Source organism: Janthinobacterium goodfellowi (genome assembly GCF_051380695.1).
Taxonomy (GTDB): Bacteria; Pseudomonadota; Gammaproteobacteria; order Burkholderiales; family Burkholderiaceae_D; genus Janthinobacterium.
Genome location: NZ_JBNYXN010000006.1, coordinates 25,596 through 40,326 on the forward strand (window position 1 = coordinate 25,596; position 14,731 = coordinate 40,326).

Annotated in this window: 15 protein-coding genes; 3 read left to right on the forward strand and 12 right to left on the reverse strand. The window is 62.8% G+C overall.

What is annotated here, in order from left to right:
* Positions 1-17: 17 nt before the first annotated feature.
* From ACQ4WQ_RS21240 to paaA, 11 genes are all read right to left on the reverse strand, one after another.
* Positions 18-1,169 carry an ABC transporter substrate-binding protein gene (locus tag ACQ4WQ_RS21240; protein ID WP_070224248.1) on the reverse strand — a complete coding sequence of 384 codons (1,152 nt, stop codon included), beginning with the start codon at positions 1,167-1,169 and terminating at the stop codon, positions 18-20.
* Positions 1,170-1,253: 84 nt separating this feature from the next.
* The gene (pcaF, locus tag ACQ4WQ_RS21245) at positions 1,254-2,459 is read right to left on the reverse strand and encodes a 3-oxoadipyl-CoA thiolase (protein ID WP_436499792.1); all 1,206 of its coding nucleotides are present in this window, start codon (positions 2,457-2,459) and stop codon (positions 1,254-1,256) included.
* 22 nt (positions 2,460-2,481) lie between these two features.
* A complete protein-coding gene (gene paaK / locus ACQ4WQ_RS21250; RefSeq protein WP_436499794.1) occupies positions 2,482-3,810 on the reverse strand; it encodes a phenylacetate--CoA ligase PaaK in 1,329 nt (442 codons plus the stop codon).
* A gap of 67 nt (positions 3,811-3,877) precedes the next feature.
* Positions 3,878-4,324: a hydroxyphenylacetyl-CoA thioesterase PaaI gene (gene paaI, locus ACQ4WQ_RS21255; protein WP_326459268.1), complete on the reverse strand. Its 447-nt coding sequence runs from the start codon at positions 4,322-4,324 to the stop codon at positions 3,878-3,880.
* Positions 4,317-5,882, reverse strand: a complete 1,566-nt coding sequence (gene paaH / locus ACQ4WQ_RS21260; protein WP_436499796.1) for a 3-hydroxyacyl-CoA dehydrogenase PaaH — start codon at positions 5,880-5,882, stop codon at positions 4,317-4,319. The genes paaI and paaH overlap by 8 nt, the downstream gene beginning before the upstream one ends.
* 1 nt (position 5,883) lies before the next feature.
* Entirely contained in the window at positions 5,884-6,675 is a 792-nt protein-coding gene (paaG, locus tag ACQ4WQ_RS21265; RefSeq protein ID WP_070224243.1) for a 2-(1,2-epoxy-1,2-dihydrophenyl)acetyl-CoA isomerase PaaG, read from the reverse strand.
* A 50-nt stretch (positions 6,676-6,725) separates the two neighbouring features.
* Positions 6,726-7,805, reverse strand: coding sequence for a 1,2-phenylacetyl-CoA epoxidase subunit PaaE (gene paaE, locus ACQ4WQ_RS21270; RefSeq protein WP_436499798.1), 1,080 nt, complete (start codon positions 7,803-7,805; stop codon positions 6,726-6,728).
* A 40-nt stretch (positions 7,806-7,845) separates the two neighbouring features.
* Positions 7,846-8,373, reverse strand: a complete 528-nt coding sequence (gene paaD / locus ACQ4WQ_RS21275; protein ID WP_436499800.1) for a 1,2-phenylacetyl-CoA epoxidase subunit PaaD — start codon at positions 8,371-8,373, stop codon at positions 7,846-7,848.
* On the reverse strand, positions 8,373-9,125 hold the full coding sequence (paaC, locus tag ACQ4WQ_RS21280) for a 1,2-phenylacetyl-CoA epoxidase subunit PaaC (RefSeq protein ID WP_436500260.1): 753 nt from the start codon (positions 9,123-9,125) through the stop codon (positions 8,373-8,375). Before paaC ends, paaD begins: the two co-directional genes overlap by 1 nt.
* 14 nt (positions 9,126-9,139) lie before the next feature.
* Positions 9,140-9,424: a 1,2-phenylacetyl-CoA epoxidase subunit PaaB gene (gene paaB / locus ACQ4WQ_RS21285; protein ID WP_034746356.1), complete on the reverse strand. Its 285-nt coding sequence runs from the start codon at positions 9,422-9,424 to the stop codon at positions 9,140-9,142.
* A 28-nt stretch (positions 9,425-9,452) separates the two neighbouring features.
* Positions 9,453-10,442 carry a 1,2-phenylacetyl-CoA epoxidase subunit PaaA gene (paaA, locus tag ACQ4WQ_RS21290; protein WP_070224238.1) on the reverse strand — a complete coding sequence of 330 codons (990 nt, stop codon included), beginning with the start codon at positions 10,440-10,442 and terminating at the stop codon, positions 9,453-9,455.
* A gap of 266 nt (positions 10,443-10,708) precedes the next feature.
* Here paaA and paaX point away from each other — a divergent pair, with 266 nt between their 5' ends.
* Positions 10,709-11,638 (forward strand): phenylacetic acid degradation operon negative regulatory protein PaaX, encoded by a 930-nt coding sequence (gene paaX / locus ACQ4WQ_RS21295; RefSeq protein WP_436499802.1) that lies wholly within the window; start codon positions 10,709-10,711, stop codon positions 11,636-11,638.
* Between the two features lie 86 nt (positions 11,639-11,724).
* On the opposite strand, the gene ACQ4WQ_RS21300 is transcribed toward paaX, so the two are convergent.
* A complete protein-coding gene (locus ACQ4WQ_RS21300) occupies positions 11,725-11,979 on the reverse strand; it encodes a hypothetical protein (RefSeq protein ID WP_326459260.1) in 255 nt (84 codons plus the stop codon).
* Between the two features lie 141 nt (positions 11,980-12,120).
* Here ACQ4WQ_RS21300 and ACQ4WQ_RS21305 point away from each other — a divergent pair, with 141 nt between their 5' ends.
* Both ACQ4WQ_RS21305 and ACQ4WQ_RS21310 read left to right on the forward strand, forming a co-directional pair.
* Complete coding sequence (locus tag ACQ4WQ_RS21305) at positions 12,121-13,245, forward strand: M14 family metallopeptidase (protein ID WP_436499804.1); 1,125 nt, start codon at positions 12,121-12,123, stop codon at positions 13,243-13,245.
* Positions 13,246-13,598: 353 nt separating this feature from the next.
* Positions 13,599-14,729 carry a cytochrome-c peroxidase gene (locus ACQ4WQ_RS21310; RefSeq protein WP_436499806.1) on the forward strand — a complete coding sequence of 377 codons (1,131 nt, stop codon included), beginning with the start codon at positions 13,599-13,601 and terminating at the stop codon, positions 14,727-14,729.
* Positions 14,730-14,731: the final 2 nt, after the last annotated feature.

Genomic DNA, 14,731 nt, shown 5'->3' on the forward strand with positions numbered 1-14,731 from the left:
AGGTACTCTGGCTTACATCACTTCGACAATTGCCATTCGCCGTTCTTCACTTCCACCATGCGGAAAGCCGACAGGTCCAGGCCCATGTGGTCCTTGGCCGACATGTTGAACACGCCGGTCGTGCCCACAAAACCCTTGGTCTGTTCCAGTGCCGTGCGCACTTTTTCGCGGTCCGTGCCGCCGGCGCGCTTGATGGCGTCGACCGACAGGTTCAGGGCGTCGAGCGCATAGCCGCCAAAGGTCGACGGATCGATCTTGTAACGCTCTTTATACGTCTTGTCGTAGCCGACGACGACGGCCTTTTGCGCGTCGCTGTCGGGCAGCATGGCGCCGATCAAGAGGGCCGGCGTTGGCAGGCGCACGCCTTCGGCAGCCTTGCCCGACAGCTTCAGGTATTCGTCCGACGCCACGCCATGCGACTGGTACAGCGGCAGCGCGGCCATGCCCAGCTGGCCGTAGTTCTTGGTCACGACCGCCGGGCCCTGGCCCAGGCCGAAGACGAAGACGGCCTGCACGCCAGCCGTATTCTTGATGCGCGTGAGCTGCGCCGTGATGTCCGTGTCTTTCGGGCCGTAGGTTTCATCGGCCACCAGGGTGATGCCATATTTGGAAGCGACGATCTGCGACTCCTTGCGGCCCGAGGCGCCGAAGCCGCTCGTTTCCGACAGCAGGCCCACCTTGCTGATGCCGCGCTTCTTCATGTCCTCGAACACCTTCTCGGCCGCCATGCGGTCCGTATGCGGCGTCTTGAACACCCATTTCTTGACCGGATCGATGATGACCACGGCACCCGCCAGCGAGATGAACGGCATGCTGGCGCGGTCCACCAGCGGCGCCATCGCCATCGTCGCGCCGGTGGTGGTGCCGCCGATCAGCACGTCGACCTTGTCCGACTCGATCAGGCGCTTGGTAAAACCGTTGGCCTTGGCCGCATCGCTGCCGTCGTCGTAGTGCACCAGTTCCAGCTTGCGTCCCAGGACGCCGCCGGCCGCATTGATCTTCTCGATGTACAGCTGCAAGGTTTTCAGTTCCGGGTCGCCCAGGAAGGCGGCAGGTCCCGTGACGGACAGCACGGAACCGATCTTGATGTTGTCGGCCGCGTACGCACCCGCGGCAGTCATGGCCAGCACGCCGGCGATCAGGGTTTTCTTGAAGATATTGGCAATCATTATGGTCTCCACCAGGTTGGCACTACGGTCAATTATGGTTGGCGCTTTTTTGCAAGCCTGCGCCTTTTTTGTTGTTTTACTTTTTTATACGCGTTCAATGACGACAGCAATACCCTGCCCCACGCCGATGCACATGGTGCACAGCGCATAGCGCCCGCCCGTGCGTTCCAGCTGGTTCAGCGCCGCCATGACCAGGCGCGCGCCCGATGCGCCCAGCGGGTGGCCGATGGCAATCGCCCCGCCATTCGGGTTCACGTGGGCCGCATCGTCGGCCAGGCCCAGGTCGCGCGTGACGGCCAGCGCCTGCGCGGCAAACGCTTCATTGAGTTCGATCACGTCCATCTGCTCGATGGTGAGGCCGGTCTGCGCCAGCACCTTGCGCGACGCCGGCGACGGACCGAAGCCCATGATGCGCGGCGCCAGACCGGCCGTGGCCATGCCCAGCACTTTTGCGCGCGGCGTCAATTTGTATTTATCCACGGCGGCGGCGGACGCCAGCAAGATCGCGCAGGCGCCGTCGTTCAAGCCCGAGGCATTGCCGGCCGTGACCGTGCCATCCGCTTTCACCACGCCTTTCAGTTTCGCCAGCATTTCCAGCGAGGTGTCCGGACGCGGATGTTCATCCATCGTCACCATCTTCGGCTCGCCCTTTTTTTGCGGCACGGCGACGGGCACGATTTCGCGATCGAACACGCCGGCCGCGTTGGCGGCGGCCCAGCGCTGCTGGCTGCGCAAGGCCAGCGCGTCCTGGTCGGCGCGGCTGATGCCAAATTCCACGGCCACGTTTTCCGCCGTTTCAGGCATGGTGTCGATGCCGTACTGCGCCTTCATTTTGCCGTTGACGAAGCGCCAGCCCAGGGTCGTGTCTTCGATTTTCGCCGCGCGCGAGAACGCGCTGTCGGCCTTGCCCATCACGAAAGGCGCACGCGTCATGCTTTCCACGCCGCCGGCGATGATCAGCTCCGCCTCGCCCGCCTTGATCGAGCGGGCAGCCATGCCCACGGCGTCCAGGCTGGAGCCGCACAGGCGGTTGACGGTATTGGCCGGCACTGCCGCCGGCAAGCCCGCCAGCAGCGCGGCCATGCGGCCCACGTTGCGGTTGTCTTCGCCCGCCTGGTTGGCGCAGCCGTAGAACACGTCGTCGATGGCGGACCAGTCGACGGACGGGTTGCGGGCGATCAGCGCGGCGATCGGCAGCGCGCCCAGGTCGTCGGCGCGCACGCTGGACAAGGCACCGCCGTAGCGGCCGAAAGGTGTGCGCACGGCGTCACAGATAAAGGCTTCGTTCATGTTTGCTTCCTTGTTCGGGCTATCAGGAGAAAATCTTCGGGCGCTGGTCGACCACGCGGCGGGCCTTGCCCGTCAGGGTGCGTTCGATGCCGGCGGCGGCCACCAGGCGCACGCGCGTGCTCACGCCCACGTGCGTCTTGATGCGGTGTTCCAGCTCGCGCGCCAGGGCGTCCGTTTCGCTCGCCGAGATGGTGGATGTCAGGTCGATGCGCAGCTCGGCGATCACTTCGAGCTTGTCGAGGTGGCCGTCGCGCGTGACGACCAGCTGGTATTGCGGCGCCAGCTTCGGCATTTTGAGGATCAGCTCTTCGATCTGCGTGGGGAAGACGTTCACGCCGCGGATGATCAGCATGTCGTCGGAGCGGCCCGTGATCTTGCCGATGCGGCGCATGGCCCGCGAGGTCGGCGGCAGCAAGCGGGTCAGGTCGCGCGTGCGGTAGCGGATGATGGGCAGCGCCTCTTTCGACAAGGAGGTAAACACCAGTTCGCCCTCTTCGCCGTCCGGCAGCACTTCGCCCGTTTCCGGATCGATGATCTCCGGGTAAAAATGGTCTTCCCAGATGACGGGACCGTCCTTGCTCTCGATGCATTCGGACGCCACGCCAGGCCCCATCACTTCGGACAGGCCGTAGATGTCGACGGCGTCGATGCCGGCGCGCGCTTCGATTTCCGAACGCATGGCGTCCGTCCACGGTTCGGCGCCGAAGATGCCGACCTTCAGCGACGATTCGGCCGGGTCCAGGCCCTGGCGCGTGAATTCCTCGATGATGTTGAGCATGTACGATGGCGTGACCATGATGATGGACGGCTTGAAATCCTGAATCAGCTGCACCTGCTTTTCCGTCTGCCCGCCGGACATCGGAATGACCGTGCAGCCGAGGCGCTCGGCGCCGTAGTGCGCACCCAGGCCGCCCGTGAACAGGCCGTAGCCATACGAGATATGCACCATGTCGCCCGCGCGACCGCCGCCCGCGCGGATCGAGCGCGCCACCACGTTGGCCCAGGTATCGATGTCGTTCTGCGTGTAGCCGACCACCGTGGCCTTGCCCGTGGTGCCGCTCGATGCGTGGATGCGCACCACCTGCTCGCGCGGCACGGCGAACAGGCCGAACGGGTAATTGTCGCGCAAGACTTTTTTATCGGTGAACGGAAATTTCGACAAATCGGACAAGGATTTGAGATCGTCCGGATGCACGCCCGCTTCGTCAAAAGCGGCACGGTAATGGGGCACGTTGTCATACGCGTGCTTGAGCGTCCATTTCATGCGTTCGAGCTGCAGCGCCTGCAGTTCATCCTTGCTGGCGCGCTCGATCGGCTCGAGGTCATTGGGGGCGGGAATTCGTTGGACCATCTCTGTCTCCTAATCGGTTCTATCACTATGTAATTCGTTCCGGCAGTTCAAGCCTGCTCTTGTACCTTCAACCGCTAATGACTTCGCCCGCCACGCGGATCGACTTGCCGCGGAAGAGCGCGATGGCGCGGCCTTCCTGGTTGCTGACCTTGACGTCGTAGACGCCGCTCTTGCCCGCCAGCGCCTGTTCGACGGCATGCGCCGTCAGCACGTCGCCTTCGCGGCCAGGCGCCAGGTAATCGATGGTGCAGCCGGCGCCCACGGTGTTCATGTTGTAGCTGTTGCAGGCAAAGGCGAAGGCGCTGTCGGCCAGGGCAAAAATGAAACCGCCATGGCAGGTCTGGTGGCCGTTGAGCATGTCGGCGCGCACCGTCATCGTCATGCGCGCATGGCCGGGACCCACGTCGGCCAGGGCGATGCCCATGGCGGCGGTGGCGTTATCGCGCGACAGCATGGAGGCGGCGGCCGCTTCGGCCAAAGCCTGGGCGGCGTGAATATGGTCTTCCTTATGCATGAAACGGTGCTCCATTGGCGAGTTTGCGGCGCAACAGCGGCGAGACCCGGTAGCGGTCTTCGCCATAGCCTTGCGCCAGGTGGTGCAGCACGGTCACAATCTGTTGAACGCCTACCGCATCGGCCCAGGCCAGCGGTCCGCGCGGATAATTGACGCCCTTCTGCATGGCGATATCGACGGCATCCGCAGTGCACACGCCCTGGTTGACGGCGTCGGCCGCTTCGTTGGCCAGCATGGCGACCGTGCGCATGACGGCCAGGCCAGGCACGTCGTCCAGGCGCGTGACGATAAAACCGGCCGCCTGGAACAGGCCGACGACGGCCGCATAGGCGTCGTCGCTGCACTGGTCGGCACGGGCCACGGCGATGCGTTTTGCACTGGCGAAATCGAGCGCCAGGTCGAACAGCACCGTGTCCGGATGCTGGTTGTCGTGCGCGCGCTGGGTGGCGCTGCGCCCATCGGTCAGATAAATCGCGGCGCCATGGCAATGCAGGGCCGGTGCCTCGTCATGCGCCTGGCCTTCCTGCGTCACGCGGCGGCTGACGGTGACGCCAGCCTGCTCCAGCCGCTGCACCAGGCTGCGGATGATGCCGCTGTGGCCACGGCCATCGCCGCCGATGGCGGCCGACAGGGCGACGAATTCCGGGGTCGCTTGCACGCCTTCCGCCTGCGCCACAGGGGCAGCTGCGCCTTCGCCGTACAGGTAGAAGCCGCGGCCCGATTTGCGGCCAAGGAAACCGGCGTTGACCATTTCCTGCTGCAGCACGGACGGCGTGAAGCGCGGGTCGTTGAAATAGGCGCCGAACACGGATTGCGTGACGGAGAAATTCACGTCGTGGCCGATCAGGTCCATCAATTCGAAGGGCCCCATGCGGAAACCGCCCGCTTCGCGCAGCACGGCATCGATGGTGGCGGGGTCGCCCGCCTGCTCGTTCAACAGGCGCCAGCCTTCCGCATAAAACGGACGGGCGACGCGGTTGACGATGAAGCCCGGTGTCGATTTCGCATGCACGGGGTTCTTGCCCCAGACGATCGAGGTGTCGTAGACGGTGGCGGCGACCTGCTCGCTGGTGGCCAGCCCGCTGATCACTTCCACCAGCGCCATCAGGGGCACGGGATTAAAGAAGTGCATGCCGACCAGGCGTTCCGGCCGGCGCAGCTTGGCGGCGATCGCCGTGACGGAGATCGACGAGGTATTCGTCGCCAGGATGCAGTCGTCGGCCACCAGCGCTTCCAGTTCGGCGAACAGGCCGCGCTTGACGTCGAGGTTTTCCACGATGGCTTCCACCACCAGGGCGCAATCGCTCACATCGGCCAGGCTGCCGGCCGCCTGCAGACGCGCCGTGGCGGCCGTGGCTTCGTCCAACGTCATGCGGCCCTTCTCGGCCAGCTTCGCATACATCTTGCCGATATCAAGCAAAGCCTTGCTCACCGCCTCCGCGCGCGTGTCGTACAGTTTGACCGTGTAGCCGGCCGCTGCCGCTACCTGCGCGATGCCGGCGCCCATGGCGCCGCTGCCGATGACGGCGACGATACTGTTGTTGTCCAAAGCTGCCATATCAATGTCCCTTGAATTGCGGTGTGCGCTTTTCCATGAAGGCGGCCACGCCTTCGCGGTAATCGTCGCTGTTACCGAGATCGCTCATCATGCGCGCTTCCAGCGCCAGCTGCTGCGGCAGGGTATTGGCGCCACTGAGAGCCAGCGCCTGCTTGGTGTACGCCAGGCCCTTGGTCGGCGCCGTGGAAAAGTGCACGGCCAGCTTGCGCGTTTCTTCCGCCAGTTGGGCATCGTCCACGCATTTCCAGATCAGGCCCCAGTCCTCGGCCTTTTCCGCCGTCAGTTTTTCTCCGAGCATGGCCAGACCCATGGCGCGCGCCGAACCGATCAGCCGTGGCAGGAAGAAGGTGCCGCCCGTGTCCGGGATCAGGCCCAGCTTGCAGAACACTTCGACGAAACTGGCCGACTTGCCGGCGATGACGATGTCGCAGGCCAGCGCCAGGTTGGCGCCCGCGCCGGCGGCCACGCCGTTGACGGCGCAGATCACGGGCATGGCCAGGGCTTTCAAGGCCAGCACCAGTGGCGCATAGTTTTTTTCCACCGATTCGCCCAGGTCCACGCCCTTCGAACCTGGTTCCACGGCGCGGTCGGACAAATCCTGGCCCGCGCAAAAGCCGCGGCCCGCGCCCGTCAGCACGAAGACGCGCACGGTGCTGTCGGCGTTCACTTGCGCAATCGCGTCGCGCACTTCCTCATGCATGGCTTGCGTAAAGCTATTGAGCTTGTCGGGACGGTTCAGGGTGAGCGTCGCGATACCCTGCTCGATGGTAAAGAGGATGTTTTGGTAGGTCATGGCGTCTCGCTTTGTAATAGGTACGGCAGGGCAGCAGCCCTGCGCCGGCTTTATTCTGCCTGATCGAAGTCGACGACGACCTTGTCGGTCAGCGGAAAACTCTGGCAGCTGAGGACGAAACCGCGCGCCACTTCGTAGTCTTCCAGCGCGTAGTTGACGTCCATCTCGACCTTGCCGTCGAGGATCTTGCAGCGGCAGGTCGAGCATACGCCGCCCTTGCACGAGTAGCGCATGTCCAGCCCCGCTCGCAAGCCCGCGTCGAGGATGGATTCCTTGTCCTTGTCCATCATGAAGGTGGTGTGGTTGCCATCCATGATGACGGTCACTTCCGTTTCCTGCACCGCATCCGCAGCCAGCTGGGCGCGCGGCTTGTGGGCGTTTTTCGGGATGCTGGCGGCGAACAGTTCGATCTTGATATTCTGTTTGGGCATGCCGGCCGCCTGCAGGGCAGCGGAGACACCGAGCATCATGTCCTCCGGGCCGCAGATGAAGGCGTTGTCGTAGTCTTCGACTTTGATCCAGTGCTGCAGGAACTGTTCGCATTTTTCCTGCGTGATGCGGCCGTTGAACAATTCGATGTCCTGCTGCTCGCGGCTCATCACGTAGACGAGATTCAGGCGCTCCAGGTACACATCCTTCAAATCCGTCAATTCTTCCTTGAAGATGACGGACGACGAGGCGCGGTTGCCGTAGAACAGGGTAAAACGGCTCAGGGGTTCCGTCAGCAGGGTCGTCTTGATGATGGAGAGAATGGGCGTGATGCCGCTGCCGGCCGCAAAGGCCAGGTAATGCTTGCGGTTGACGCAGTCGAGCGGCACGTTGAAGTGGCCCATGGGCGGCATCACCTCGATGGTGGCGCCGGCTTTCAGGGTGTCGTTGGCCCAGGTGGAAAAGGCGCCGCCCGGCGTGCGCTTGATGGCCACGCGCAGGCTGCCGTCCTGCACCGCCGAACAGATCGAGTACGAACGGCGCACGTCTTCCGCGTTGATGTTGGCACGCAGGGTCAGGTGCTGGCCCTGCTGGAAGCGGAACTGCTGCTGCAGTTCTGCTGGCACGTCGAACGTGACGGCGATGGTATCGCGCGTTTCGTTGCGCACGTTCGCTACGCGCAGCGGATAAAATTTACTCATGCTTCATCTCCAGTTTCTTCGGAACGTGTGCCTGATTTTTTTAGTGGCACTTGAAGTAGTCAAACGGTTCGCGGCAATCCAGGCATTTGTACAGGGCCTTGCACGGCGTGGAGCCGAACTGGCTGGTCAGCTGCGTATGCGTGGAACCGCAGTTCGGGCAAATGACGTCCAGCTTCGGCATCGGTTGCCGTTTCACGCCACCACGCAAGCCGCTGATGTCGATCACCTGCTGCTGCGGCGGCGCGATGCCGTAGCCTTTCAGCTTGGCCTTGCCGGCCTCGCTCATCCAGTCCGTGGTCCAGGCGGGCGCCAGCTGGTTTACCAGGGTCACCTTGGCCACGCCATGGCTGCGCAGGGCATCGGTGACGGCGTCGGCGATCACCTGCATGGCCGGGCAGCCCGAATACGTGGGCGTGATCGTCACGATGCACGCATCGCCATCCGTGACTTCCACGGCGCGCACGATGCCCAGGTCCACCACCGAAATGACGGGGATTTCCGGGTCCGGTACGTCGCCCAGCCAGGCCCAGACCTGGGCCGCGTCCAGCGCTGCCGCAGCCGTGTTCATTACCACTCCGCCCCGGGGTAGGCGCGCTGCAGGAACTGCATCTCGGCCAGAATAAAACCCAGGTGTTCCGTGTGCGTGCCCTGCTTGCCGCCCTTTTGCATCCACGCGTCGGGCGCCGGCATGATCAAGGTGGCTTCGGCGAAGATCTCGGCCACGTGCTCGAGGAACGCCCGGCGCAGCACGTCCGATGGCGGCGCGATGCCGGTGGCGACCATGGCCTGGTCGACGGCGTCGTACTTGAACATCTCGCCCGTGTACATCCACAGCTTGTCGGCTGCGGCCTGCGTTTTCGCATGGCTGTCCGCCGTGCCGTCGCCGAGGCGCACGATCAGGTCGCCGCTGCGGCGCAGGTGATACGTGACTTCCTTGATCGACTTGTGCGCCACTTCGACGATGCGCGCATCCGTCGATTTCGTCAGTTCCAGCAGCTGGAAGTAATGCCAGCTGTCGAAGAAGAACTGGCGCATCATGGTGTCGGCGTAATTGCCGTTCGGCTGTTCGACCAGCAGGCAATTCTTGAAATCGTGGGCGTCGCGCAAGAAGGCGATGTCGTCCTCGTCGCGGCCCGCGTTTTCCAGTTCCGCCGCATAGCTGAACCACAAACGCGTCTGGCCCAGCAGGTCGAGCGCCACGTTGGTCAGCGCCATGTCTTCTTCCAGCGCCGGTCCCTTGCCGCACAGCTGCGACAGCTGCTGGCTGAGGATCAGGGCATTGTCGCCCAGGCGCAGGAGGTAATTGACCTTGTCATCCATTGCAGGCGCTCCCATCACAGGTTCTTGACTTCTTCCGGCATCGGGAAGAAGGTGGGATGGCGGTACACCTTGCTGTTCGACGGCTCGAACAGGGCGCCCTTGTCGCCAGGGCTGCTGGCGACGATATCGGCCGCGCGCACCACCCAGATGCTCACGCCTTCATTGCGGCGCGTATAGACGTCGCGCGCATGGTTGACCGCCATGGTGGCGTCGGAAGCGTGCAGGCTGCCCACATGCTTGTGCGCCAGGCCGTGCTGGCTGCGGATGAAAACTTCCCACAAAGGCCATTCTTTGCTCATGTTGCTATCCCCTATCTGTCTTATGTAATTACGCTGCTGCTTTGTTAGCGGCTTGCTTGTCGGCATAGGCGACCAAGGCATCGCGGAACCATGCACCGTCTTCATACGCTTTCACGCGCGTTTGCAAACGCTCGCGGTTGCACGGGCCATTGCCCTTCAGGACATTGTTGAACTCGGACCAGTCGATCTCGCCGAATTCATAATGGCCCGTCTCCGCGTTGAACTTCAGGTCGGGATCGGGCACGGTCAGGCCCAGGTATTCGATTTGCGGCACGGTCTGGTCGACCATGCGCTGGCGCAATTCATCGTTCGAGAACAGCTTGATGCGCCATTGCGCCGATTGGGCGCTGTTGACGGAGGCGGCATCGGACGGGCCGAACATCATCAGCGATGGCCACCACCAGCGGTTCAAGGCATCTTGCGCCATGGCTTTCTGTTCGGGCGTCCCCTTGCACAGCGACATCATGATGTCGTAGCCCTGGCGCGCATGGAACGATTCTTCCTTGCAGACGCGGATCATGGCGCGCGCATACGGACCGTAGGAGCAGCGGCAGAGGGGAATCTGGTTGATGATGGCGGAGCCGTCGACCAGCCAGCCGATGGCGCCCATGTCGGCCCACGACAGGGTGGGATAGTTGAAGATGCTGGAATATTTGGCTTTGCCCGAATGCAAGGCAGCGAGCAAATCGTCGCGCGAGACGCCCAGGGTTTCCGCGGCGCTATACAGGTACAGGCCATGACCCGCTTCGTCCTGGATCTTCGCCAGCAGGATCGATTTGCGTTTCAGGGTCGGTGCGCGCGTGACCCAGTTACCTTCGGGCAATTGGCCGACGATTTCCGAGTGGGCGTGCTGCGAAATCTGGCGGATCAGGGTCTTGCGGTAGGCGTCCGGCATCCAGTCCTTGGCCTCGATCTTGATGCCTTCGTCGATGCGCGCCTGGAAAGCGCGCTCTTCCTGGCCCATGTCGTCGATGGAGCGGACGTTCTTGAGGCCGGTTTCAACCATTTGTGCGTACATGATGTGTCTCCCATGTCTTTGATTTGCGCAGCAACGCGGTGCGATGAACAGATAATACGATACAAAAAACGATTTGCATACACTTGATGTGAATCATTTTAAAAAATCGTATCTTGTGCCGCTTTTTTGTGCGTATGATATTGCTTATGAGAAAACACTATGGAGCGCTACCCGTGCTTCCGGCAAATTATTGCCGCGCTACCCGCGCAGCCAAGTAAACTGCTGCTTTTATTGAACCGACCGCAACACGGCCAGACCGGAACCACATGAAGAACACCCGCTGCACGGCATGGATAGCCGATTTCCTGGAAAGCGACCCACCGCGCTCGAAGTCCCTGGTGATGACCATCTTTGGCGACGCCATCGTGCCGCGCGGCGGCGCCATCTGGCTGGGCAGCCTGATCGAACTGCTGGCGCCATTCGGCGTCAATGACCGGCTATTGCGCACCAGCGTGTTCCGCCTGGCGCAGGAAGGCTGGCTCAGCTCGCAACGCGACGGCCGCCGCAGCGCCTATACGATACGCCCGGAAGCGCTGGCCCGCTTCGAACGCGCCTACCGCCGCATCTACGCGCCGCTGGTCGTGCATTGGGATGGCAGCTGGACCCTGGTGATCGGGCCGGCCGGCAGCATCGGCGCCGCCGAACGGGGCGCGCTGCGCAAGGAATTATTGTGGGCGGGCTACGGCTTGATTTCCCCTGGCATCTTTGGCCACCCGGCCAGCAATACGGAGGCGCTGGAAGATATCCTCGTGCGCAACGAAGTGCAGGGCAAGCTGTATGTTTGCCACACAACAGAGTTGCCAGGCGTCAGCACGCGCCCCCTGCGCGACATGGTGGGCGAATGCTGGGACTTGTCGGAAGTGATGGCTGGCTACGAAAAATTCATCGCCAGCTTCCAGCCCCTGCTGACCCTGCTGCAAGAAGCGCCCGCCTTCGATCCCGAGCAAGCGTTCGTCATCCGCTCGCTGCTGACGCACGCCTACCGCCGCGTGCAGTTGCACGACCCGCAACTGCCCGTCGAACTGCTGCCCGAACCGTGGCCTGGCACGCAAGCCTATGCGCTGGCGCGCGACCTGTACCGCATCACGTATGCGGCGGCCGAGGAACATATCCTGGCCACCCTGCGGCGCGAGGACGAGCACGCGCCCGACGTGGAGCCGTGGTTCTACGAGCGTTTTGGCGGACTTAATAGCTGAACCCAACGGCGTAGTACCGGGGTCGGCCCCTTGAGGGTCCGACCCCAGCCTTTGCGTTTAGGGTAAGAGACTAAACCCACCTCAAGCTACTGTTTCACCACCACTTGCTTGGCCCCCGCCAGCAAATCCTGCCCCAGCTTTTCCAGTGCATTGGCCTGCACCAGCATGGTGTCGAGGATGGCGACGTTGAAGGTGAATTCGGCCGGCGTCGTGTAGCCAGGAAAACGTATGATGCGCAGCAATTCCTGCAAGGTCGTGCCCTTGCCCAGGTGCGCCAGCGCGTCGCTGAGGGCGCTGATTTTCTTTTCCAGTTCGCGTATGTGGTTGCTATGGTCGTCCATGATGCTCTCCCCGTGTCGGAGCTTCCACGTTAGCAAAGCGCGCCCAGCATCGTTTGCGCCAGCACAAAGGCGTGGCTAAAACGGGTATCATCGCGCCATTGCACACGATGCAAAACCCATACGTTTTTATCAGGAACACTCATGACCATTAAAATCAGCCAGCAATTCGACGCCGGCGCGATCGAGGTGCTGCGCGCCGACGATGCCCAATCCATCGAGCTGAACATCCGCAAGGATTCCCACGCCGACATCACGCAGTGGTTTTACTTCCGCCTGCAAGGCGCGCAGGGCGAGGCGTGCACGATGCGCTTCATGAACGCAGGCAAGTCCGCCTACCCGGACGGCTGGAAAGATTATCAGGCCGTGGCCAGCTACGACCGCGAAACGTGGTTCCGCGTGCCCACCAGCTTTGACGGCACGGTAATGACCATCGAACACACGCCGGAAGAAGAAAGCGTCTACTACGCCTATTTCGAGCCGTATCCATGGGACCGCCACCTGGCCCTGATCGACAGCGCGCAAGCGTCGCCGCTCGTGCGCTTGATCGACCTGGGCAGCACCGTGGAAGGCCGCGACATGAATTTGCTGGTCGTCGGCGACGCCGATGCCGAGAAAAAAGTCTGGGTCATCGCGCGCCAGCATCCGGGCGAGACGATGGCGGAATGGTTTGTCGAAGGCATGCTCGAAGCCTTGCTGGACCAGGCCAACCCGTTTGCCCGCCAGTGCCTGCAAGACGCCGTCTTCTACGTGGTGCCGAACATGAACCCGGACGGTTCCGTGCATGGCAACCTGCGCACCAACGCGGCCGGCGCCAACCTGAACCGCGAATGGATGACGCCGACCATGGAGCGCAGCCCGGAAGTGTTCCTGGTGAAACAGAAAATGCATGAAATCGGTTGCGACCTGTTCCTCGACGTGCATGGCGACGAAGGCTTGCCGTACGTCTTCGTGGCCGGCAGCGATGCGCTGGAAAACTTTACGCCAGCACAGAAGGCCGCGCAAGACCGCTTCATCGCCGACTTCAAGGTGGCCAGCCCCGACTTCCAGAATGAGCACGGCTATGAAGACGGCCCGTTCACGCCGGAAGTGCTGACCATGGGTTCGCCCCACATCACGCACGCCTTCGGCTGCCTGTCGCTGACCCTGGAACTGCCGTTCAAGGACAACGCCAACGATCCCGATCCGCAAACGGGCTGGAGCGGCGCCCGCAGCGCTGCCCTGGGCGCGGCCGTGCTGCAACCTATCCTGTCCACCTTGCGCGCCTGAGCGCCAGGGCCGAGGCGGCCCGCTTGATCCCATGCCCCGCTCGCCGGGGCATTTTTATGCCCGCCCGGCAAGCCGATTCTCTGCAATACGCATCCATGGCTTCGCCCCTGGCATCATGGCTGCGTACCTGCCGAACCAGCTTTCTACAGGGAACACGAGCGCATCGGCATGCGCGCCGCCATGGCGCAGCGCAGCATCGCTAATCGTTGCCACGCCGGCCATTGCTGCCTATACTGGGCGCAGCATTGCCTGTCCCTTCCCTTGCCGATAAGCACCCACCTATGACCATCAAATACCAGCCACGCGCTGAGGCGCGATTTTCACCGACCCGATTTGCACACGTGTGCATATTCTTGTTTCTTGGCTTGCACGGCATGCCAGGCACGGCGGCCGAACTCAGCCCTGCCGCACAGCTGGGGCGGCGCATCTTCCACGATGCCAGCCTGTCCGCCTCGGGCAAGCAGTCGTGCGCCAGCTGCCATGACCCGGCCCACGCTTACGCGCCCGGCAACAAACTGGCCGTGCAACTGGGAGGCACCGATGGCCGGGCACACGGCTACCGCGCCACGCCATCGCTGCGCTACCTGGAACACAATCCGCCCTTCCGCTTTGATAAGGAAGGCGCGCCCAACGGCGGCATCAACTGGGACGGCCGCGCCGCCAGCCTGGCGGAACAAGCGGAACGGCCTTTCCTGGCAGCGCACGAAATGGCCAATGCCAGCACGGATGAAGTGGTGGAACGGCTGCGCAATGGCAGTTACGCGGAAGCATTCCAGCAGGTCTTCGGCGCTGCCATCTTTGCGCAACCGGAACAGGCATTTCGCCGCATCACCTATGCCTTGCAGCAATTCCAGCAGGAAGAGCCGGATTTTCACCGCTACGATTCCAAATATGACCTCTACCTGGCCAACAAGGTTCCGCTGGAGCTGGCAGAATTGCGGGGCCTGGCCCTGTTCAACGATGAACGCAAGGGCAATTGCGCCGCTTGCCACCCCAGCGTGCGGGGAGAACATGGCGCGCCGCCCTTGTTTACGGACTTCAGTTTCGACAATCTGGGCGTGCCGCGCAATCCGCGCATTCCCGCCACGGCCGACCCCGCCTATTTCGATCTGGGCTTATGCGGCCCCGACCGCACGGACCTGGCAAAAAAAGCAGCGTTATGCGGCGCCTTCAAGGTACCCAGCCTGCGCAATGTGGCCACGCGCCAGGTATTTTTCCATAACGGCGTGTTCGACAACCTGACGGATGCCCTGCGCTTCTATGTGCGGCGCGATACGCATCCGCAAGAATGGTATCCGCGCGACAAGCGGGGAAAAGTGCAGAAATTCAATGACCTTCCCGCCAGGTACCGCGCCAACGTCAACGTCAGCGAAGCGCCGTTCGACCGCAAGCGGGGCATGGCGCCCGCGCTGACGGCGGGCGAAATCGAAGATATGGTGAAATTTTTGGCCACCTTGACGGATGGCTATCAAGTCCAGCAGTAACG

Excerpts from the sequence above, each read along its gene's own strand:
- ACQ4WQ_RS21240 (WP_070224248.1), bottom strand. The coding sequence starts at position 1,169 with ATGATTGCCAATATCTTCAAGAAAACCCTGATCGCCGGCGTGCTGGCC.
- pcaF (WP_436499792.1), bottom strand. The coding sequence starts at position 2,459 with ATGAACGAAGCCTTTATCTGTGACGCCGTGCGCACACCTTTCGGCCGC.
- paaK (WP_436499794.1), bottom strand. The coding sequence starts at position 3,810 with ATGGTCCAACGAATTCCCGCCCCCAATGACCTCGAGCCGATCGAGCGC.
- paaI (WP_326459268.1), bottom strand. The coding sequence starts at position 4,324 with ATGCATAAGGAAGACCATATTCACGCCGCCCAGGCTTTGGCCGAAGCG.
- paaH (WP_436499796.1), bottom strand. The coding sequence starts at position 5,882 with ATGGCAGCTTTGGACAACAACAGTATCGTCGCCGTCATCGGCAGCGGC.
- paaG (WP_070224243.1), bottom strand. The coding sequence starts at position 6,675 with ATGACCTACCAAAACATCCTCTTTACCATCGAGCAGGGTATCGCGACG.
- paaE (WP_436499798.1), bottom strand. The coding sequence starts at position 7,805 with ATGAGTAAATTTTATCCGCTGCGCGTAGCGAACGTGCGCAACGAAACG.
- paaD (WP_436499800.1), bottom strand. The coding sequence starts at position 8,373 with ATGAACACGGCTGCGGCAGCGCTGGACGCGGCCCAGGTCTGGGCCTGG.
- paaC (WP_436500260.1), bottom strand. The coding sequence starts at position 9,125 with ATGGATGACAAGGTCAATTACCTCCTGCGCCTGGGCGACAATGCCCTG.
- paaB (WP_034746356.1), bottom strand. The coding sequence starts at position 9,424 with ATGAGCAAAGAATGGCCTTTGTGGGAAGTTTTCATCCGCAGCCAGCAC.
- paaA (WP_070224238.1), bottom strand. The coding sequence starts at position 10,442 with ATGTACGCACAAATGGTTGAAACCGGCCTCAAGAACGTCCGCTCCATC.
- paaX (WP_436499802.1), top strand. The coding sequence starts at position 10,709 with ATGAAGAACACCCGCTGCACGGCATGGATAGCCGATTTCCTGGAAAGC.
- ACQ4WQ_RS21300 (WP_326459260.1), bottom strand. The coding sequence starts at position 11,979 with ATGGACGACCATAGCAACCACATACGCGAACTGGAAAAGAAAATCAGC.
- ACQ4WQ_RS21305 (WP_436499804.1), top strand. The coding sequence starts at position 12,121 with ATGACCATTAAAATCAGCCAGCAATTCGACGCCGGCGCGATCGAGGTG.